This window comes from Afifella sp. YEN Y35, assembly GCF_047553465.1.
In the GTDB taxonomy this organism is placed as follows: Bacteria; Pseudomonadota; Alphaproteobacteria; order Rhizobiales; family Afifellaceae; genus Afifella; species Afifella aestuarii.
In genome coordinates this window covers 3,531,438-3,551,220 of record NZ_CP180203.1, presented here as the reverse complement: position 1 = coordinate 3,551,220, position 19,783 = coordinate 3,531,438, and the positions used below count along the sequence as shown (strand labels likewise).

General features: G+C 65.8%; 19 protein-coding genes. 5 read left to right on the top strand and 14 right to left on the bottom strand.

Annotated features, from left to right (window positions below; translation table 11 throughout):
• The first annotated feature begins 4 nt into the window (after nt 1–4).
• Entirely contained in the window at nt 5–382 is a 378-nt protein-coding gene (locus ACK8CP_RS16870) for a response regulator (protein WP_092813577.1), read from the top strand.
• 123 nt (nt 383–505) lie between these two features.
• Here ACK8CP_RS16870 and ACK8CP_RS16865 read toward each other — a convergent pair whose 3' ends face one another.
• The 4 genes from ACK8CP_RS16865 to argH all read right to left on the bottom strand — a co-directional run bounded on the left by ACK8CP_RS16865 (nt 506) and on the right by argH (nt 6,512).
• A complete protein-coding gene (locus ACK8CP_RS16865; protein WP_414832577.1) occupies nt 506–3,262 on the bottom strand; it encodes a TIGR02302 family protein in 2,757 nt (918 codons plus the stop codon).
• A gap of 213 nt (nt 3,263–3,475) precedes the next feature.
• The gene (gene lysA, locus ACK8CP_RS16860) at nt 3,476–4,750 is read right to left on the bottom strand and encodes a diaminopimelate decarboxylase (protein WP_414832576.1); all 1,275 of its coding nucleotides are present in this window, start codon (nt 4,748–4,750) and stop codon (nt 3,476–3,478) included.
• Nucleotides 4,751–4,776: 26 nt separating this feature from the next.
• Entirely contained in the window at nt 4,777–5,058 is a 282-nt protein-coding gene (lptM, locus tag ACK8CP_RS16855) for an LPS translocon maturation chaperone LptM (RefSeq protein WP_414832575.1), read from the bottom strand.
• Nucleotides 5,059–5,081: 23 nt separating this feature from the next.
• Nucleotides 5,082–6,512, bottom strand: coding sequence for an argininosuccinate lyase (gene argH / locus ACK8CP_RS16850; RefSeq protein WP_414832574.1), 1,431 nt, complete (start codon nt 6,510–6,512; stop codon nt 5,082–5,084).
• Between the two features lie 45 nt (nt 6,513–6,557).
• Here argH and tlpA point away from each other — a divergent pair, with 45 nt between their 5' ends.
• Nucleotides 6,558–7,244 (top strand): thiol:disulfide interchange protein TlpA, encoded by a 687-nt coding sequence (gene tlpA, locus ACK8CP_RS16845; RefSeq protein ID WP_414832573.1) that lies wholly within the window; start codon nt 6,558–6,560, stop codon nt 7,242–7,244.
• Between the two features lie 60 nt (nt 7,245–7,304).
• Here the strand turns inward: tlpA and ACK8CP_RS16840 are convergent, their stop codons facing one another.
• Nucleotides 7,305–8,207 (bottom strand): LysR family transcriptional regulator, encoded by a 903-nt coding sequence (locus tag ACK8CP_RS16840; protein WP_234630290.1) that lies wholly within the window; start codon nt 8,205–8,207, stop codon nt 7,305–7,307.
• A gap of 166 nt (nt 8,208–8,373) precedes the next feature.
• Between ACK8CP_RS16840 and ACK8CP_RS16835 the strand changes: the two genes are divergently transcribed.
• The 3 genes from ACK8CP_RS16835 to ACK8CP_RS16825 all read left to right on the top strand — a co-directional run bounded on the left by ACK8CP_RS16835 (nt 8,374) and on the right by ACK8CP_RS16825 (nt 10,159).
• Nucleotides 8,374–8,685, top strand: a complete 312-nt coding sequence (locus ACK8CP_RS16835; RefSeq protein WP_128290707.1) for a DUF1127 domain-containing protein — start codon at nt 8,374–8,376, stop codon at nt 8,683–8,685.
• A gap of 138 nt (nt 8,686–8,823) precedes the next feature.
• Nucleotides 8,824–9,702, top strand: coding sequence for a PfkB family carbohydrate kinase (locus ACK8CP_RS16830; protein ID WP_128290706.1), 879 nt, complete (start codon nt 8,824–8,826; stop codon nt 9,700–9,702).
• 115 nt (nt 9,703–9,817) lie between these two features.
• On the top strand, nt 9,818–10,159 hold the full coding sequence (locus ACK8CP_RS16825) for a DUF2147 domain-containing protein (protein ID WP_234630288.1): 342 nt from the start codon (nt 9,818–9,820) through the stop codon (nt 10,157–10,159).
• Here the strand turns inward: ACK8CP_RS16825 and ACK8CP_RS16820 are convergent.
• From ACK8CP_RS16820 to ACK8CP_RS16780, 9 genes are all read right to left on the bottom strand, one after another.
• Complete coding sequence (locus tag ACK8CP_RS16820; RefSeq protein WP_414832572.1) at nt 10,156–10,887, bottom strand: hypothetical protein; 732 nt, start codon at nt 10,885–10,887, stop codon at nt 10,156–10,158. The two genes, ACK8CP_RS16825 and ACK8CP_RS16820, sit on opposite strands and share 4 nt — an antisense overlap.
• Nucleotides 10,887–11,918, bottom strand: coding sequence for an aspartate-semialdehyde dehydrogenase (locus ACK8CP_RS16815; protein WP_234630286.1), 1,032 nt, complete (start codon nt 11,916–11,918; stop codon nt 10,887–10,889). Before ACK8CP_RS16815 ends, ACK8CP_RS16820 begins: the two co-directional genes overlap by 1 nt.
• A gap of 139 nt (nt 11,919–12,057) precedes the next feature.
• Nucleotides 12,058–13,281: a GNAT family N-acetyltransferase gene (locus tag ACK8CP_RS16810; RefSeq protein WP_414832571.1), complete on the bottom strand. Its 1,224-nt coding sequence runs from the start codon at nt 13,279–13,281 to the stop codon at nt 12,058–12,060.
• Nucleotides 13,282–13,471: 190 nt separating this feature from the next.
• Complete coding sequence (leuB, locus tag ACK8CP_RS16805) at nt 13,472–14,596, bottom strand: 3-isopropylmalate dehydrogenase (protein ID WP_234630284.1); 1,125 nt, start codon at nt 14,594–14,596, stop codon at nt 13,472–13,474.
• 67 nt (nt 14,597–14,663) lie between these two features.
• A complete protein-coding gene (locus tag ACK8CP_RS16800) occupies nt 14,664–16,694 on the bottom strand; it encodes a sensor histidine kinase (protein WP_414832570.1) in 2,031 nt (676 codons plus the stop codon).
• Nucleotides 16,695–16,824: 130 nt separating this feature from the next.
• Complete coding sequence (locus tag ACK8CP_RS16795) at nt 16,825–18,033, bottom strand: lytic murein transglycosylase (protein WP_234630282.1); 1,209 nt, start codon at nt 18,031–18,033, stop codon at nt 16,825–16,827.
• Between the two features lie 259 nt (nt 18,034–18,292).
• The gene (gene leuD, locus ACK8CP_RS16790; RefSeq protein WP_414832569.1) at nt 18,293–18,898 is read right to left on the bottom strand and encodes a 3-isopropylmalate dehydratase small subunit; all 606 of its coding nucleotides are present in this window, start codon (nt 18,896–18,898) and stop codon (nt 18,293–18,295) included.
• Nucleotides 18,899–18,995: 97 nt separating this feature from the next.
• The gene (locus ACK8CP_RS16785) at nt 18,996–19,394 is read right to left on the bottom strand and encodes a metallopeptidase family protein (protein WP_414832568.1); all 399 of its coding nucleotides are present in this window, start codon (nt 19,392–19,394) and stop codon (nt 18,996–18,998) included.
• 24 nt (nt 19,395–19,418) lie between these two features.
• Nucleotides 19,419–19,673 carry a hypothetical protein gene (locus ACK8CP_RS16780; protein WP_234630279.1) on the bottom strand — a complete coding sequence of 85 codons (255 nt, stop codon included), beginning with the start codon at nt 19,671–19,673 and terminating at the stop codon, nt 19,419–19,421.
• Between the last annotated feature and the right edge of the window lie 110 nt (nt 19,674–19,783).

Here is a 19,783-nt window from a genome sequence, read left to right as displayed (position 1 = left end):
GGTAATGCGTATTCTCCTGACGGAAGACGATGATTCCGTCCGAGCTTTCGTCAGCCGCGCGCTGGAACTGGATGGCCACAGCGTCGAGACGGCGTGTGATGGCCTGGAAGCCATGGACCGACTTCTCGCCAGCGATGGCGAATTCGATCTGCTCGTCAGCGACGTGAAGATGCCGCTCATGGACGGCATCGATCTCGCCCACAGCGCCGCGCGCAAATGGCCGGGCCTCCCGATCCTTCTGATGACCGGCTTCGCCGATCAGCGCGAGCGCGCCGATGACCTTCAGAAGGTCATTCGCGACGTCCTCACCAAGCCCTTCACGCTTCAGGAAATCCGCACCGCGGTCAGCGTCGCGGGTGCAGAAAAGCAGCAGGTCGCCTGATCTGCCACGGCGAAGACCGCCGACCTTCCTTCATTCTCCGACGACGCGCGGCTTTTCCGGTTCGCTCCCGGCTTCGATTCATGAGGCCGCGCGTTCTCAGCTGGGCTTTCTCAGCCGGCGCGCTCAATCGCGCTGCAGGAGCCGCTCCAGGTAATCGAGCTCGTAGCTCGGCCGAAAGCGCTCGCCGAGGCGTTCGCGGATGGCGTTGAGAATGCGCCTCGCGCGCTCCACGTCGAATTCGTCGGGAATGCGCACATCCTCGCCGAGCTGCGGCCCTTGCGCCCGCTGCGGCCGGCCGAGCGGATCCGTCTGGCCCTGCGGGTTGCCGCCGCGGCCGACCCGCTGCTGCCCGCCCTGGCCCTGCTGGCCCATCATCTCGCTCATCATCTGCTGCATGCCCTCGCGCATCGCCTGCAGCGCCTCGCCCTGCGGACCGATGGCCTGACCGGGTTCGCCGTCTCCGAGTGAGCCGGTGGCTTCGCCCATCGCCCGTCCGGCGCGGTCGAGGGCGCGCTCGCCCTGCCCCATCTGGCCTTCGCCGCCCTGCCCCGGCTCGTCCCCGGGTTGCTGGCCCTGGCCCTGCTGCTGGCGCAGCTTGTCGAGGAGCGCCTGCAGCTGCTCCTGCAGATTGCCCTGGTTCTGTTGCAGCTGGCGCATCATTTCCGCCATTTCCGAAGGCGACATCTCGCCGTCGCCGGGTCTCTGCCCCGGCCGCTGCCCTTGATCGAGACTGAACGTATCGTCCATCAACCGCTGCTGCTCGCGCATCAGCCGGCCGAGTTCCTCCATCTGCTGCATCATCTGGCCCATTTCGCCGCTCTGCATCTGCTGCTGCATGCGCTGGGCCATCTGCATGTTGTCGAGCATCTCCTGGAGCTGGCTCAAGAGCTCCTGCGCCGCCTCCTTGTCGCCGAGCCGCGCCAGATCTTCGATACGGTCGAGCATGCGTTCGAGATCCTGCTGCGAGAGAACCTGCGCGTTCGGATCGATCGGCATCAATTTCTGCGGATCGGAGCGCGCCATCTGTTCGGCCATGCTGCGCATGACGTCGTTCATGGCCTGCCGCAGCTCCTCGGTGAGACGCGAAATCTCTTCCTCCGAGGCGCCCTCGGCGAGCGCCTGTTCGAGCGCCTCGCGCGCCTCCGCGAGCCGCTCCTGCGCCTCCGACAATTCTCCGTCCTCGATGAGAACCGCCATCTCCCAGAGATAATCGAGCATCGCGCGCAGCTCGTCGTCGCTCTCGGCCGCCCGCATTCTCTGATAGGCGACGGTGAGGCCGAGATAGATGCCGGAATCCTTGACGAAATCGCCCGGCCGGATGGTCATCGCATCGAGCACCTGCACGACGCGGTCCTTGCTGCGGGCATCGAGAGCGAGCTCACGCCTCTGCTCGATGAGCGCCTTGGCGATCGGGTTGCGGAACGGCCGCGCCGGAAGCGTCATGGCGCCGTCATCGGCCGGCCGGCCTTCCTGGCCGGCGGCATCGCGCACCACGGCGTCGGCGACGACCGGCATGCCGGCATAAGGATGCTCTTCCAGGCGCCCCGACGCCTTGGCACCGTTCTCCTCCTTGCGCCCGCGACCCGTGCGGATCGCGATCGACGGCGCCTCGACCAGAGGATGCGCACCTTTTTCGGGCGGCGTCTGCGGCCGGAACGTGACGTTGCCGTCGGTCACCCCGTAATCGTCCTCCACCGTGAAGGCCATGGTGAAGGAGCCGGACCGATTGACCGTCACCTCGCCGCGCCGGATCGTCGGCGGCCGGTCTGGAATGATGCGGAAGGCGTAATGTTCGCTGGCCCGCCCAGCCTCGACCGAGACGGAGCCGTCGCTTTCGAGCGTCGTCGTGTAACTGCGGATCGTCTGGTCGTCGCGCGAGCCCGCTTTGTTTGCGCCGGGTGCCTTGTTTGCAGCCGGTGCCGGAGCCGCCGTCTTCGCCGCATCATCGGCCGCTTGCGGCTCCGCACCGGATTTCGAAGTCGCGCCGTCCTCGTCGGCCGCGAGCGCCGTCGGGCCGCCGGGTCCGTCGAGCGTGACGACGGCCGGTTCGCTCGAGGCGACGCGCACGGTGAGGCGGCTTCCCTGCGGCACCCGCACCTCCGTCACCTCCCCGGCGTTCTCGCCCTGTCTTTCACCACGGCGCGACAGATAGACGGGCGCCGCGCCGGTATAGGTCGGCGGATCGACCCAGGCGTCGATGCGGGCCGGCACGCCGGTCGAAAGATGCGCCGAGACGGGCCGGAAGGCATCGGCAAGCCGCGGCCAGTGCTCGCCCCAGCCGACCAGAAACGCCACGAAAACGAGAACGGGGACGACAAAGCGCAGCGCATTCGGATCGCGCCGCACCATGTCGGGACGCGGCGGCCCGGCGCGCATCGCGGCCAGAGACGCCATCAATCGCCGGCGATGCGCCGCCCACAGAGCTTCCGCCGCCGGCCCTTCGGAAACGGTGGAGAGCGTGTCCCGCAAGCCGCTCGCCGGGCGATGGGAGACCGGCGAATTCCGCTCCACCCGCTTCAGGGCGGCGGCCTGGCTCGGAAAGGGCGTGCGCAGGATCCAGACGGCCGCGACGATCGCGGCAAGGCCCAGGCCGAGGAGAATGCCGCCGCGCACCCAATCGCCGACAAAGCTCCAGATCCCGAGCCACGAGAGCGCGAAGAACAGGGCGACGATCGACAGAAGCGGAACGAGCCGCGGCCAGGCCGCCTCCCAGAAGAGCGCGAGCCGGGCGCGGCGTGTGAGGCGGGCAAGGCGCTCTTCGGCGACTTGCGCCCGCGCCTCGTCGGGCGTCCTCTCGCGGGCGCTCAGGTCGTCGCCAGGGACATCCTCGCCTGGCCCCGTGAAATCTCTGCCTGGCATCGTCTTCGGCGCATCGCTCACGGCCAGTTCCTTATCTTGCCGGCCCCGCCATTCTGCCGGCCTCGGCAGCGACCTCGCCCGCCGCGCATCCGACCGGGTTCAGAGGCCGCCTCGCAAGGACAGATTGCGTCCGATCGTCACAAGTATAGCGGACAACGAATGAGCGGAAAGGACAAGGGCGAAGCATGGCCACATCAAGGCCTTGCGCGAGATTTGACGTCTTCGTGATCTCGCTCAGGCGTCGTCCGGCATGAGCCACGACGGCACACGGTCGAGACCGATGAGCTCCTCGTAGCTGTGCCGCGCCCGCACCAGCGCATATTCATGTCCGTGCACCAGCACTTCCGGCACCAGCCGGCGCGTATTGTAGGTGCCGGCCTGCACCGCGCCATAGGCGCCGGCGGAGAAGACGGCGACGAGATCGCCCGCTTCCGGCCGCGGCATGCGCACATTCTTACCGAGGAAATCGCCGGTCTCGCAGACCGGACCGACGACGTCGCAGACGATCGTCTCGGCATCGCTTTCTTGCACCGGCGCGATCCGATGATAGGCCTCGTAGAGGGTCGGGCGGATGAGATCGTTCATCGCCGCATCGACGATGACGAAATTCTTCCCCTCTCCCTCCTTCACGTAAATGACTTCGCTCACCAGAATTCCAGCATTGCCGGCGATGAGGCGGCCGGGCTCGAAGATGACGGTGGCACCGAGCGCATTCATATGGCGGCGCACGATCTCGGCATAGTTCGACGGCAGCGGCGGAGCCGCCTTGTCCTCGTCATAGGGAATGCCGAGCCCGCCACCGAGATCGACATGCTCGATCTCGTGACCGTCCTCGCGGAGCATCACGACGAGTTCGGCGAGCCGCCGGAAGGCCGCGTCGAAAGGCTGAAGCTCGGTGATCTGGCTGCCGATATGCATGTCGATGCCGATGACCTTGAGCCCCGGCATCTTGGCCGCTTCCGCATAGACGGCCCGCGCCCGGTCCGCCGGAATGCCGAACTTGTTCTCCTTGCGCCCGGTCGCGATCTTGTCGTGCGTGCCGGCATCGACGTCGGGATTGATGCGCAGGCTGACCGGCGCCACCTGCCCGGCTTCGACGGCAAGCCGGGAGAGGAGGGCAAGCTCCGGCTCCGATTCCACGTTGAAGCAATGGATGCCCGCCTGAAGCGCGAAACGCAGCTCGTGGGCGGTCTTGCCGACGCCGGAGAACATGATCTTTTCAGCCGGCACGCCGGCCGCAAGCGCCCGCCGCAATTCGCCTTCCGAGACCACGTCGGCCCCGGCGCCGAGCCGCGCCAACGTTGCGATCACCGCCTGATTGGAATTGGCCTTGAGGGCGTAACAGACGCGGTGCGGCAGGTCCGCAAACGCTTCCTCGAAGACCTGATAATGCCGGGTCAGGGTCGCCGTCGAATAGCAATAGAACGGCGTGCCGACCGCCGCGGCGATTTCCGGGATCGGCACGTCTTCGGCGTGGAGCACGCCGCCGCGATAGGAAAAATGATGCAAAGCTTCGCCCTTCCCTGGCGCCCTGCTTAGATCAGCGGATCGAGGATGAAGCGGCGCCCGCCATGGGTCTTCTCCGCTTCCTTGGCACGACGCGTGGCGATATCGCCATCCTTGTCGTTCGCCGCCGGCTCGTCCAGCCTGGTGAGATCGTCGAAATTGCGGTCGGTCGAGCCCGGATTGCCGATGTCGCCGCGCGGCGTCACCGCTTCGGGCGCACCGGGAGGCGGCTGCAGCGCGCCGCGGCGCCCGCAACCGGCAACCACCGTCGCCGTCATCATCAAAACCACAGCTAAGCGCAGCCAGGCCATCGCGAACCTCTTCCTTGGGCGGACTATAGCGAGGCCTTAGGCGAAAGCGGAGTGGCTTTTGCAAGAGCCTCCTCCTCGGCGAGCCGGGCCTGCCATTCTTTGGCGCGCTGGCGCACATTGTCGGGGGCGGTGCCGCCTTCGCTCACGCGGCTCGCGACCGAGGCATCGACGGACAAGACGTCGAACACGCTCGCATCGAGCTTCGGATAGACCTTGCGCAGGGCCTCGATCGGCATCTCGCCGAGATCGACCTCGAGCGCTTCCGCCTCGGCGACGATCCGGCCGGTGATGTGATGCGCCTCGCGGAACGGCAGCCCCGCCTCGCGCACCAGCCAATCGGCGAGATCGGTCGCCGTCGAAAAGCCGATGCCGGCGGCCTCGCGCAAGCGGGCTTCGTTCGGCTGAAGATCGGCGACCATGCCGGCCATCGCCGCAAGCGACAGGGACAGCGACGGCAGGGCGTCAAAGACCTGCTCTTTGTCTTCCTGCATGTCCTTGGAATAGGCGAGCGGCAGACCCTTCATCACCACCATCAGCGCATTGAGCGCCCCGATGATGCGCCCGGCCTTGGCCCGCACCAGCTCCGCCGCGTCCGGATTGCGCTTCTGCGGCATGATCGAGGAGCCGGTGGTGAACTTGTCGGAGAGCTTGACGAAGCGGAACTGCGCCGACGACCAGATGACGATCTCTTCGGCAAAGCGCGACAGATGCACCGCGCAGATCGAGGCGGCCGCAAGCGCCTCCATGGCGAAATCGCGATCGGAGACGGCATCGAGCGAATTGGCGGCGGGCCGGTCGAAGCCGAGCGCGGCCGCCGTCATCTTCCGGTCGATCGGAAAGGCGGTGCCGGCAAGGGCTGCGGCACCGAGCGGACATTCGTTGAGGCGCGCCCGGCAATCGCGGAAGCGGCTCCGGTCGCGCGCGAACATCTCCACATAGGCGAGCATGTGATGGCCGAAGGTGACCGGCTGCGCGCTTTGCAGATGCGTGAAGCCCGGCATCACGGTGCCGGCATGCTTTGCGGCCTTCGTCACCAGTGCGTTCATCAAGGCGAGGATCTGGCGATCGAGATCGTCGAGCGCATCGCGCACCCAAAGCCGGAAATCGGTCGCCACCTGATCGTTGCGCGAGCGCGCCGTATGCAGGCGCCCTGCCGCATCGCCGATCAATTCCGCGAGACGTGCCTCGACATTCATATGAATGTCTTCCAGGTTCCGCGAGAAGGTGAAGCGGCCTTCCTCGATCTCGGCCGCGATCTGGTCGAGACCGTCTATGATCTTGCGGGCATCCTCCGTCGAAATAATGCCGGCTTTCGCCAGCATCTCGGCATGGGCTTTGGAGCCGGCAATATCCTGGCTCGCCAGAGCCCGGTCGAAATCGATGGAAGCGTTGATCTCTTCCATGATGGCGTCCGGGCTTTCGGAAAAGCGGCCGCCCCACATGCGGTTGGACATCAGCTGATCGCAGTCTTTGAAGATGAAGATTCGGAGCAGATTACGGTGAAACGCACTTATCTGGCCTTCGGTACGTTCGCAGTGATCGTCCTCGGCTTTGGACTCGCCCTATACGGGATTCCCGGCGATGGCAATGATGCGGCCGGCGAACTGGGCGCCAATTGCCAGGCGGCCGTTGAGGCAGGCGCACGCCTCGACCCGGTGATCGGCGGCGAAGTGGCGGCTTTCATCCCGGCAAGCCAGCCGCAGGATCTGAGCGCCCTCACCTTCACCGGCGCGGACGGAAGGGAGCAGAGCCTCGCCGATCTCTCCGGCCGTTTGAAGCTCGTCAATCTCTGGGCCACCTGGTGCGCCCCCTGCCGCGAGGAAATGCCGGCACTCGACGCCCTCGAGGGCGATCTCGGCAGCGACGACTTCTCCGTCGTGCCGATCAACATCGACACCTCCGGGCCGGAGCGACCGCGCCAGTTCCTCGATGAGATCGGCGTCGAGCATCTGCCGCTTCTCACCGACAAATCCATGGACATCTTCAACAAGATGAAGGCGATGGGGCTCGCCGTCGGCCTGCCGGTGACGGCGCTCGTCGACGGCAATGGCTGCCTCGTCGGCCATATGAACGGCCCGGCGGAATGGAATTCGGCCGATGGCACGAAGCTGATCAAGGCGGCGCTCGACGGCACAGCCCAAACGACCCGTGAAGCGCCTTCGGCGGCAGCTCCCGCAGGTTCCTGAGCCCACCTGAGCCCCTCGCGGGCTCCCTGACCGTTTCCTCAGCGCCAGGCGGTGAAAACCCTACGCCGCCTTGCCGAGGCTCATGCCGGTGGCGGGAACGCTCGCCGGTGCGAAACTCTCCGCCACATGGTCGGACAGCGCCATGACGAGAGGATCGCTTTCGTCGCGCGCGATGAAGGAGATCGCATAGGTGCCGAGATCCGGCAGCCCCGTATCGGCACCGAGAAGCACGAGATCGCCGCGCGCCAGCGACGCCGGCAGCGGTGCAATGGCGAGGTCGCCGGCAACGGCTGCGATCTGACCGGCGGCCGAGGCGCTTTGATAGGCGACGCGATGCCGGAAGCCCGCCTTGTTCAAGGCCGCCACGGAGCGTTTGCGCCAGCAACAATCGGGATTGGCGACGGCGACCGGCAGGGGCTCGCGCCGATAGGCGGTGCCTCCGCGCGCCCCGAGCCAGACGAGCTGTTCCTCATGCACCTGCCGGCGGAGGAACTGCGCATCCGAAATGTCCGCATTGGTGACGAGCCCGCTGTCGATGTCGCCGCGTTCCAGATAGACGCGCACCTTCGCCGAGATGTCGCAGATGACGTTGACTTGCACGCGTGGATGCGTGCGGGCGAAACTTCTGAGAACGCGCGGCAGGAAGGCGCTCGCATATTCGTCCGGCGTGCCGACGGTGATCGAGCCTTCGAGATCGGGCTGCTTCAGACGGCCCCAGAGCTCGGCATGCATCTGCAGGATCCGGCGCGCATCCGGCAGCATCGATTCCCCGAAGGCGGTGAGCGCGACGCGCCGGGAATCGCGGTCGAAAAGCCGCCGTCCGACGAGGTCTTCGAGCTTCTTCACCTGCATGGAGACGGCCGAGGGCGTACGCCCGGCCCGTTCGGCGGCGACGGAGAAACTTCCGGTGTCGGCGATCGCGACAAATGTACGCAGGAGATCGGCATCGAGGATCGGCTGCATGACGCGCCTCATGATTCAATGAAACTGAACCGAAATGTAAAACCTTTTCGTTTGATTGATCAATAGGGAAAGACGAAATGAGGCTCATGGACGGTACGACACGGTGTCCCGCCGCCATTCCCTGAACCGGGTTTCGGAAGACCCGATTTTTCGTTTGGAGGCAGCAATGCTCGACAATCTTTCCCACAATCCAGCGGTCCGAACCGCCGGATCAGGCGATCTCGCCGCCCGCGCCGGCGCCTTCCTGCAGCCGGTCGCCAACACGCTCCTGCGCCTCGCGCGTGCCATCAAGGGACGCCGCGCCGCCTACCGGCTTGCCACCCTCGACGATCAGATGCTGCAGGATATCGGCCTGACGCGTTTCGAGGTCGAGAGCGCGCTCGCCATGCCGCTGACTTCTGATCCGAACGCGGAATTGGTTCGCCGTCGCGCCGATCGGATTGCAAGCCAGCGTCGCCGCGGTGTTCGTACGCGCTGACCTGAGGCGATCGCCTCAACCGCAAAAAGCCCCGTTTGATCTCTAGGAGCCCGTCGCATTGCGGCGGGCTTCTTGCTCTTCTGGGCCGCCTTGGTTCAGATGGCCCTGATTCTCCCTGCCTCATTTTGAAGGAATGCAATGGCTTCCTCCGGCCGGATTATTTTGATTTCCAGCCATGTCGCTGCCGGCGCCGTCGGCAACCGCATCATGGGTTTCACGTTGGAGCGGCTCGGCATGGAGACGGTCGACATCCCGACCGTGCTTCTGCCGCATCATCCGGGCTTCGGCCTCGGCCGTCCGATCCTGGCGAGCGCCGCCGATTTCGCAGCTCTTCTCGCCGGCGTCGCCACGCGCTTTTCCGAGCGCCCGCCGCTCGCCGTCGCCACCGGCTATTTCGGCCGCGCCGAACACGTGGCCGAGACGGCCCGCTTCATCGCCGGCTTGAAGGATCGGTTTCCGGGGCTCGTCTATCTCTGCGATCCGGTGATGGGCGATTCCGACCGCCTCTACGTACCGGAGCCCGTGGCGGAGGCGATCCGCGACCATCTCCTGCCGCTCGCCGACATCGCCACTCCGAACGTCTTCGAATTCGGCTGGCTGACGGGCACGAAGCCCGAGCCCGACCCGACCGCCCTCGTCGCCGACGCACGCCGCCTAGGCCCGGCCGAAGTCATCGTCACCTCGGCCCCGGCCCTGATGCGCGGCCGCATGGCGGCCGTGCTCGTCAAACCGAACGAGACGATCCTCGCCGAACATCCCGTCGTCGAAAATCCGGCGAAGGGCGCGGGCGATCTTTTTTCGGCACTTTATCTCGGTCGCAAGATCCTCGGCGCGTCCTCTGAAGAAGCGCTCGCCTTCGCGGCGGCCGGCACGGCCGACCTCTTCGTCGTCACCGAACAGCTCGGCCGCGATGAACTTGCCTTTGCCGAAGGACAGGACGTGATGCTCCGGCCAAATCTCGGCCGCATCGCGTTGCGGCGCATCGCCGAAGCGAAAGGCCCAATAAGCCTGACGTAAAACCTGTTCATAACTGCGAAGACTTCCGCAACGGCAGCTCTGCCGGACGCGAAAATCGCGGTTTTCTTTGTCTCAACTCCTCCCCATAGTGGCAAAAAACTTGGGAGGAGACCTCATGAACACCAAAACCATCGCACTCATCGCGGCCCTTGTCGCATGGCCGGCCCTCGCCGCAGCCGATCCTCTGGAAGGCAATTGGGTCGCCGCCACCGGCAACACGGTGCGCATCAGCTCCTGCGGCAACGCCTTTTGCATGAAGGTGACGAGCGGCCCCAACAAGGGCAAGGAGATCGGCCGCATGCAGGGCTCGGACGGCAAATACAAGGGAACGGTCGTCAATCCGGAAGACGACAAGACCTATTCCGGCTCCGCCACCCTCACCTCGGCGAACAGCCTGAAACTCAAGGGCTGCGCGCTCGGCATCTTCTGCAAGACGCAGAACTGGCAGCGGCGCTAGTCGCGATCGAAGCTTGTGCCGGCGCGCTCTCGCCACGCCGCAATGGCGCTGAGAAGAACGAGGCGCGCGCCGCCGAGCATCACCTCGTCGGCAAGGCAGGCTGGACCAGCCTCGCCGTCGCCTTCGAAGCCGCCAGGCAGCGCCGAAGCCGGCGCCGAGGTGCAGAACGGCAGATGGATGAAACCCGCCATGACGAGGCGGCCGGCTTCGGCTGCATAGCGGCCGGAGCGATAGAAGATGGCATTGCAGAGATAATCGCCCGCATCGTCGGAGAAATCCGCGGGAATGCCGGCGCCCGACAGCGCCGCATGGGTGCGGCGCAACGGCAGCGAGCCGCGCCACGAGGCCGGCCCCGCCTCTTCCAGCTCCGCCGATGGCGGCAGGGCGCCCTGCACGTCGGGACGCGCGAGCCGCCTGTTGCGGGCGACACGTTCGAGCCGAAAGCCCCGCGCCGCCGACGCCACACCGAAATGCACGGCGACATCCGGACGATGCGCCTGCCAGAGGAGGTCGAGTGTGTTCGGCCCCTCCTGCCAGTCGGTCGCGAGAATGGCGGTCCGCACATCGGCGTGAGAAGCGAACCCGCCCGCCTCTTCGGCGAGCCGCTCCACCACCCAGGCGCTCGGATTGACCGCAACGCCCGGAAACGGGCCGAAGCCCGTCACCAGAAGACGCGGCCGGCCGGCTTTGTCGCCGCCGCTCGCCTCTCGCCCCGTCGCGCCCGACATCAGGCGGCCTTGCGGTTCTCCAGGAGCTTGCGGTTCACCAGAAGCTCGGCGATCTGCACCGTGTTGAGCGCCGCGCCTTTGCGAAGATTGTCGGCCACGACCCACATGGAAAGACCGGAATCGACCGTCGGATCCTCGCGGATGCGGGAGATGTAGGTGGCGTCCTCGCCGGCGCTCTCATAGGGCGTGATGTAGCCGCCCGGCTCGTGCTTATCGATGACGAGGCAGCCCGGCGCCTCGCGCAGGATCTCGCGCGCCTCGTCGGCGGACAACTCTTCCTCGAACTCGATGTTGACGGCTTCAGAATGGCTGACGAAGACCGGCACGCGCACGCAGGTGGCCGAAAGCTTGATCTTCGGATCGAGGATCTTCTTCGTCTCCGCCACCATCTTCCATTCCTCCTTGGTCGTGCCGTCTTCCATGAAGACGTCGATATGGGGAATGCAGTTGAAGGCGATGCGCTTCGGGAATTTCTTCGCCTCGATCGGATCGGCGACGAAGACGGCGCGCGTCTGGTCGAAGAGCTCGTCCATCGCGTCCTTGCCGGCGCCCGACACCGATTGATAGGTGGCAACGACGACGCGCTTGATCTTGGCGCGCTCATGCAACGGCTTCAGCGCCACGACGAGCTGGATGGTGGAACAGTTCGGATTGGCGATGATGTTCTTCTTGGCGAAGCCGGCAACGGCATCGGCATTCACTTCCGGCACGATCAGCGGCACGTCCGGATCGGTGCGCCAGGCCGAGGAATTGTCGATGACGACGCAGCCCTTCGCGGCGATCTTGGGCGCCCATTCCAGGGACACCGAGCCGCCCGCCGACATCAGCGCGATATCGGCATTGGCGAAATCGAAATGTTCGAGCGCCTGCACCTTCAGCGTCTTGTCGCCGAAGGAGACTTCCGTGCCCTGGCTGCGCCGGGAGGCGAGCGCTACGACTTCGTCTGCGGGGAAACCGCGTTCATCGAGAATGTCGAGCATTTCCCGCCCGACATTGCCGGTCGCACCTACGACAGCGATCCTGTAACCCATGTCTAGCTCCTCTCTCCCCGAAAACAAAGCATCTCTCCCCCGCCCCGGGGAGAGATCGGGGCGGAGCGATTAGCCGGTCGTCTTCGTCTTGGCTGTGCTCATCATGGTGGCGGAGGTTTTATCGCAGGTGCACACAATGTCAATTGTGTGTCGCAGCCAGCCGGTCCCGCCGCGCCTGGGCCGGCAGGCGTTTCAGCCGCACATAAAGCCTGCGCAGATCGCGCCGCCTGGCCCGATACGTCTTCTCCAGCCACACCGCACTCTTCAGCCATTTGCGCGCGGGGCCGGCGGCGACGACGATGTCGCTCATCACCCGCTCTTGCGGCCAAAGACCCGGAACGAGCGTCGCGGCATCGATGCTGCACGTGTCGACAAAGGCGAGTTCGCCCTGTGCCTGAAGGGCTGCGACGCTCTCGGCCTCCAGAACGAAACCGGGAGAACAGCGCGCGAGATCGCCGGCATAGGCTTTCTTGAAGCCCCAGGCGACGTCGCCGGCCCGCAGATAAAGCGTCATCGAAATGCGCCGCCCGTCGAGCTCCAGGGCGTGGACGATCAGGTTGCCGTTGGCGCTTCCCGCTTTCACCATCTTGTCGAAGAAGGCGCGCTCCTGCGGACGGCAGGCGATCGCCGTTCCCATCTGGCCTTTCCAGCCGCTCGCTTCGAGCCTCAGAAAATCGTCCGCCCAGACTGAGACCGGCTGCGCGCTCAAATCGACGAAGGCAAGCTCTCCGAGTTCCTCGAGCCGGCGTCTGCGCCGCTGCATGCTGCGCCGCTTCTTGCCCGATTGCTGAGCCTCCAGCCCGTCTCCGAGATCGCGAGCCGCGCGCACCAGCCGGGCGACGACGGCAGCCCGAAGCGTCCCATCCTCTCCGTGGAGAAGTCCGTCGATGGCGGGGCTCGCCTCCTCCACGTCGCGGAAACGCAGGAAGGCGATCCCTTCGCGCGTCAGCCAGGCGCCGAGTTTCGCGCGAAACAGAGCCTCGCTGCCGCGGCGCACCAGCGGCGTGCCGTCGAAATCGTGAATGTGCATAAAGCGATTGGCCACACGGCCGATGCCCGGGATCGGCGGCGAAACGGTCAGGGGCAGAAGACCGATGAGCCCATGATCGTCGGCAAACGCGACGAGCTTGACCCTGCCCGGTCGGAAGAGGCGCTGAAGTGCCGCTTCGACGAAGAAAGGCTCCGCGAAGGCGTTGGGCGTCCCGGCCTCGGCGGCGAGTTTCCGCCAGTCGCGGCGGAATTCCGCCGTCACCGCCTGGCGGACGTCGCCCACAACCTCGACGGCCGCGGAAGCACTTTCGGCAGTAAACATCTGCAATGTGTCCGGCCCGGCCAGTTCCGCGGTCGGCCCGCGGGAAGACATTTCGGCGCTGCTCATGCCGCGCGACCCCACGGGCAATCACCTTTGCGTCGGATTATCTGACCGATCGGCATCTTATCCCCCAGCTTAGCCAGACTTACAGTGTCGGACGGGAAAAGCCGATGCAATTTCCCCGTCCGATTGCAGTTAACTGAGGGGTAACCCAAAAAGACTTCTAGCGAAGGTCTATCGCTCAGGCGCCGTGCATCAGCTTCAGGAAACGCTCGCGGATCGCCTGGCCCATACCCTTGGTGCCGACCTCGGTCAGCCCGTTGCCGCCGCCGCGCGGCAGGATATCCCGCGTCCTCAAGCCTTCGTCGAGCACGTCGGCGATCGCCTGATCGAGCTTGTCGGCCTCGCTGATCATGCCGAAGGAATACCGAAGTGCCATGCCGAAAGATGCGAACATGGCGATCGGATTGGCGACCTCGCCGCCGGCGATGTCCGGGGCGGAGCCGTGCACCGGCTCGTACATGGCCTTGCGGCGTCCGGTCTCCTGATCGGGCGCGCCGAGCGAAGCCGACGGCAGCATCCCGAGCGAGCCGGTCAGCATGGCGGCGACATCCGACAGCATGTCGCCGAAGAGATTGTCGGTGACGATCACGTCGAACTGCTTCGGCCAGCGCACGAGCTGCATGCCGCCGGCATCGGCGAGCACATGATCCAGAGTGATATCCGGATATTCGCCGGCGATCCGGGTCGCGACCTCGTTCCACAACAGGCCGGACTTCATGACGTTGCGCTTTTCCATCGAGGTGACGCGCTTCTGCCGCGTGCGGGCGAGGTCGCAGGCGACGCGCACGATGCGCTCGATCTCGTAGGTGTCGTAGATCTGCGTATCGATCGCCCGCTTCTGGCCGTTGCCGAGATCCTTGATCTCTTTCGGCTCGCCGAAATAGACGCCGCCGGTGAGCTCGCGCACGATGAGGACGTCGAGGCCCTCCACCACCTCGCGCTTCAGCGAGGAAGCGTCGGCGAGTGCCGGATAGCAGATGGCCGGGCGCAGATTGGCGAAGAGGCCGAGATCCTTGCGCAGGCGCAGAAGCCCCGCTTCCGGCCGCACCTCATAGGGCACCCCGTCCCATTTCGGCCCGCCGACCGCGCCGAAGAGAACCGCGTCGCTGGCGAGCGCCTTCTCCATGGTGGCGTCGCTGACCGCCACGCCTTCGGCGTCGTAGGCTGCACCGCCCACCAGGCCATCCTCGCATTCGAAAGAGCCGATGCCTTCGGCGTTCATCCAATCGATGAGAGCTTTCACCTCGGCCATGATTTCCGGGCCGATGCCGTCACCGGCGAGAAGCAGGAGCTTGTGCGTCATTTGAAGATCCGTCGTGATGAGGTCTGTCAGCTAGCCGCTCACCGGCCGCGGCGCAAGCCATGCCGGCTCACGCAACGTCATCTGCCGGCTCGTCGGCGGGAAGGACCATGTTGAGCGTCACCACCACACCTTCGGTGCGCCAGTCGATGTGATAGGTCGCATGATACTGGGCGATGATCTGTTCCACCATCTTGGTGCCGAAGCCGCGCTTGTCCTCCGCCGGCTTCTGCGGCACCGGCCCGCCGGTTTCCCGCCAGACGAGATGCAGCACTTTTGGCCCCTCCTCGTCGAGCGTCCAGCTCAGCTCGACGCGCCCGGCCTCCGCGCTGAGCGCGCCGTATTTGGCGGCATTGGTGGCGAGTTCGTGGAGGATGAGACCGAGCGCGGTGGCGACTTCGCCGCCCAACCGCACCCGGACGCCCGAGACGTCGATCCGGCCCGCACCGTCGCCCGCATAAGGCGCCAGGACCAGTTCGGCGAGGCGCGTGAGATCGGCGATGCTGCCGGCCCGGCCAGGATGCCCCTGCGTCGCCGAATGCGCCTTCGACAGGGCGTCGATGCGGCGGCGCGTCGTGCTCGCGAGATCCTCCACCGACCGCGCCGAGCGGGCACCGAGCGACAGGACGGCGGAAACGACGGCGAAGACGTTCTTGACCCGGTGATTGAGCTCCCGCGTCAAAAGCTCCGCCTGCTGGTTCGCGCGTTCAAGCTTCTCCGCCTGCTGGGCCCTGAGCTCCGCCTCCTCGCGCAATTGCGCATTGGCATGGTTGAGCTCCCGGGTGCGTTCGTCCACCCGCACCTCGAGCTCGCGCGAGGCCGCGCGCAGTTCATCGGTCAGCGCCAGGTTTTCCGCATTGCGCCGGTTCAGCCATTCCGTCATGCGCCCGAAGGCGAAACCGGTTCGCTGCAGCTCGCGATAATGCGTACGCAACGGCGGCATCGGCGAAATGTCGCCGCCGCTGATCAGATCCGCCTGCCGCGCCAGCGCACCGACGGGCCGCGTGATGGAGCGGGCGATGACAAGACCGATCATCGCCGTCACCGCGGCGACGAGCGCCGCAAGCAGGACGCCGTTGCGGCGGCTGTCCTTGATCGCCCCGAGAAAGTCGTTCTCCGGCACATAGGTGATCACCGTCCAGGGCCAGCGCGTGCCCGGCAGAGACGATGCGACGGTATGATAGGTCTCCCCGCCGAAGGTGAAGCTCGCCGCGCGTTCCTTCAGGCCGTCTCTTCCCGCCTGCGCCGTATTGAACGAGGCGGCGGCCGCCTTCGCCAGCGGGTCGTCGAGTTCGTCGATGCGGGTGAAGCGCAACGTGTCGCCGGACGTGCCGCGCGTCTTGATCTTTGCAGGCTCCGGATGGGCGATCACGTCGCCACTGTCGCTGAGGATGAAGGCGCTGCCATGCTGGCCGATCTGAAGATCGGCGAGAAAGGTCGACAGGGCCGAAATCTCGATGTCGATGCCGACGACGCCCTGGAGTTCGCCCGCCGCCCCGATCACCGGCGTCGCCACCGTGATGCCGGGCTCCTGCGAGGAAAAGAAGATATAGGGGTCGGTCCAGGTGACCCCACCGGCCTCGACCGCGCGGCCGTACCAGGGCCGCGTGCGCGGATCATACCCGTCGGCCGGATCGCTGCGATGGGCGGCGACGGCATAATCCCCGTCGCGCCAATAGAGCTCCACGTCGCGGCGCTGCGGCCGGTTGGCGATGGTCTTGACGCGAAAGGGCGCGCCCGCAACGCTCGCGTCGCGGTTCACATAGACGAAATCGCCGTTGGTGTTGCCGTAGAAGATGCCGGCGAACTGGCTGTGCGATCGCAGCTGCTCGAAAAAATAGCGCTCCATGGCGCCTTCGTTTTCGCTGCTGACGACCTCCTGGCGCGCCAGGCGCTGCGACAGGTCGGCGGCCGCCTCCGCCGGAGCGAGAAAGGCGACCGTGTGATTGATGGTGCTGCGCGCGACATCGCCCATGAGATCGCGCGCATGCTGCAGCAGCACCCTCTCCGAGGTGACGTAGGAAAGGAGGAGAACGGCGACGACTGCAATGAATTGCAGGCCCGCAAGCGACAGCGCCAGAACACTGCGGATGGAAAACATGGCCTCTCCCCTTGGCCGGGCTATCCGCCTAGCATCGAAGAGGCGCAGTGACAATTCCGGAGGTCACCCGACGGTAACCGCCCGACCTCATCGGGGAGAAGGCGCGTGGGCCTGAGAGCGTAAAACGCCCTCAGCGCCCCCCGAGCTTGCGGTAGATCTTGCCGCCCGGCCGCCCGGTCGGCTCCATGCCGAAACGCTGCTCCGCCTTCTTGATGGCATCGCGCGTCATCGGCCCGACCTTCCCGTCGACTTCGCCGACATCGTAACCCTGCGCGAGCAGCATCCGCTGCAACTCGAAGCGTTCGGCACGCGACAGGGGCGGATCGTCCGTCGGCCAGGCCGTGCGCAGCCCCGGATAGCCGGCCATGCGGTCGGCGAGATGGGAGATGGCGAGCGCGTAGGATTCCGCCTGGTTGTAGGAATAGATCGCATCGAAGTTGCGGAAGACGAGAAAGCCCGGCCCGCGCGGCCCCGACGGCAGAAGCAGGCCCGCCTGGCTGCCGCCCGAAAGATGCGCGCCATCGGCCCGCACCACGCCGCGTTTCGCCCAGGTCGACAGGGGCGCCTTGCGGCTGCGGCCCGTCGGCCCCTTATAGCTCGCCGGCACCTTCACCTCGATCATATAGGCCTCGCCCGGCCGCCAGCCGGCCCGGCGCAGGTAATTCGCCGTCGAGCCCAGAGCGTCGGGCACCGATTTCACGAGGTCGCGCCGCCCGTCGCCGTCGAAATCGACGGCGAGCCGCTCATAGGTCGAAGGAATGAACTGCGTCTGCCCGAAGGCGCCGGCCCAGGACCCATAAAGCTCGTCGAGGTCGAGATCGCCCCGCTGCACGAGCTTCAAGGCGGCGATGAGCTCACCGCGGAAGAATTTCGTCCGGCTGCCGTGGCAGGCGACGTTGGCGAGCGCATGCGGCAGGAAGTCTTTGCCCGCATCCTGGCCGAAATTGCTCTCCACGCCCCAGATCGCGGCAATGACATAGCGGTTGACGCCGTAGCGTTCCTCGGCCGCGCGCAGCACGCGATCGTAGCGCCGCATCATCGTCTTGCCGTCGGCGATGCGCTCCTCGTCGACAAGGAAGCCGAGATAATCCCAGATCGGCGTCTTGAATTCCGGTTGCGCCCGCGATTTGCGCAAGACTTCGTCGTCGACGCGAGCCCCGTCGAGCGCCCGTGCGGCAAGCCGCGGGCTGACGCCGGCGGCAACCGCCGCCTGCTTCAGGCTCTGAACGCAGGAAGAAAAGCTCGCGGCCGATGCGGGCATCGGGGCGAAGGAAAGACCGAAAGCGAGCGTCGCTCCGACAAGAGCGCGCGCAGCCAGGCCGGGGATTGCGGTCCGCATCTGCACTCCTCAGTGGTCGCAGAAAAATTGTACGCGGTCTCAGCGCGGATGAGAATCCGCGTGCACGTCCCGGGAGCCTCGCTCACCGCAGTTTGAAAATGGTTAACGAAATCAAAATTGCCGGTGAAATCGTCGTTATCACGGCAACTTGAGAGAAACGGACGACCTCGCGGCGGCGCAGAAGCGCCGCCCCGCCAGAGGTGTCTCAGGGGCATCCCGCGGACGCCCCCAAACACATCATCAGCACATCAGTGGCGCCTCAGACCCAGGGACGGTCTTCCGTCATCTGGCCTTCGAAACCGGAGATCTTTTCCGATTTCTCCAGCGTCAGGCCGATATCGTCGAGGCCGTTGAGCAGGCAGTGCTTGCGGAAGGCATCGATTTCGAACTCGATCTTGCCGCCATCCGGGCCGCGCACTTCCTGCTTCTCCAGATCCACGGTCAAGGTCGCATTGGCGCCGCGCGAGGCGTCGTCGAGAAGCTTGTCGAGATCGTCCGGCGAGACGATGATCGGCAGAATGCCGTTCTTGAAGCAATTGTTGTAGAAAATATCGGCGAACGAGGTGGAGATCACGCAGGTGATGCCGAAATCCTTGAGCGCCCAGGGCGCATGCTCGCGCGACGAGCCGCAGCCGAAATTGTCGCCCGCGACCAGAATCTTGGCGTTGCGATAGGCCGGCTTGTTGAGGACGAAATCCTCGTTTTCCGAGCCGTCGTCGTTGAAGCGCATCTCATAGAAGAGCGACGCGCCGAGCCCGGTCCGCTTGATCGTCTTCAGAAACTGCTTCGGAATGATCATGTCGGTGTCGATATTGATGATCGGCAGCGGCGCGGCGACGCCAGTGAGGGTCGTGAACTTTTCCATTCGCAGGTTCCTTTCGAAGTCCCCTTCAATGCTTCGCCGGCGCGTTCCGGTCAAGATCTTACGGGTCCGATCTTGGCCGCGCCCTTGCGCGCCGTCCTCAATCGGTCGCCTCGATCTCTTCCATATCGTCGTCGGACAGGCCGAAATGATGGCCGATCTCGTGCACGAGGACATGGGCGATGATGTCGTCGAGCCGCTCGTCATGGTCCTGCCAATAGGCGAGGATCGCCTGGCGGTAGAGCCACACCCGGTTCGGCATCAGCCCGGAATAGGGCGTGGCCGGCGCATGCGCGAGGCCGATGCCTTCGAAGAGCCCGAGCAGTTCCAGGGGATGCGTGAGCCCGACGGCTGAGAGCGATTCCCGGTCGGCGCGCTCGGCGACCCGGATCTGGATGTCGCCCGTCAGCGCCCGGAACTCCTCCGGCAATCCGTCATAGGCGGCAAGCGCGATGCGCTCAAACTCTTCAAGGTCGGGGATCGATGAAAAGGCGGACATGGCGCGGCACCGGCGAAATGGAGGTCAGCGCGTCAGATAGGTGCTGACGAGATACCATAAAAGCCACATCACGAAGACGATCGAGAGCCCGCGCCCGACCCTGCGGCCCCACACTTCGACGCGGTCGTGCGCCGGCGCGTCGGCGCCCGCCAGATGGTCCTTCGCGCGGCCGGCGGCACGGGCGAACGACGACGTGCCGACAGCCTCGCTGTCGCGGTGCACGCGTTCGAGCGCCTCGCGCGCCTCGCGGCTTCTCTTCGCCTCGCGATCCTCACTCACCGATCACCTCCAAATGCCTGGCAGAATTCCGGCGCCATCCCCGCACGGGAGAAACCCGAATAGCCCCGCCCCCTGCAAGCCCCGCGCTTCTTCCTCGCGCCCGCTCGAGG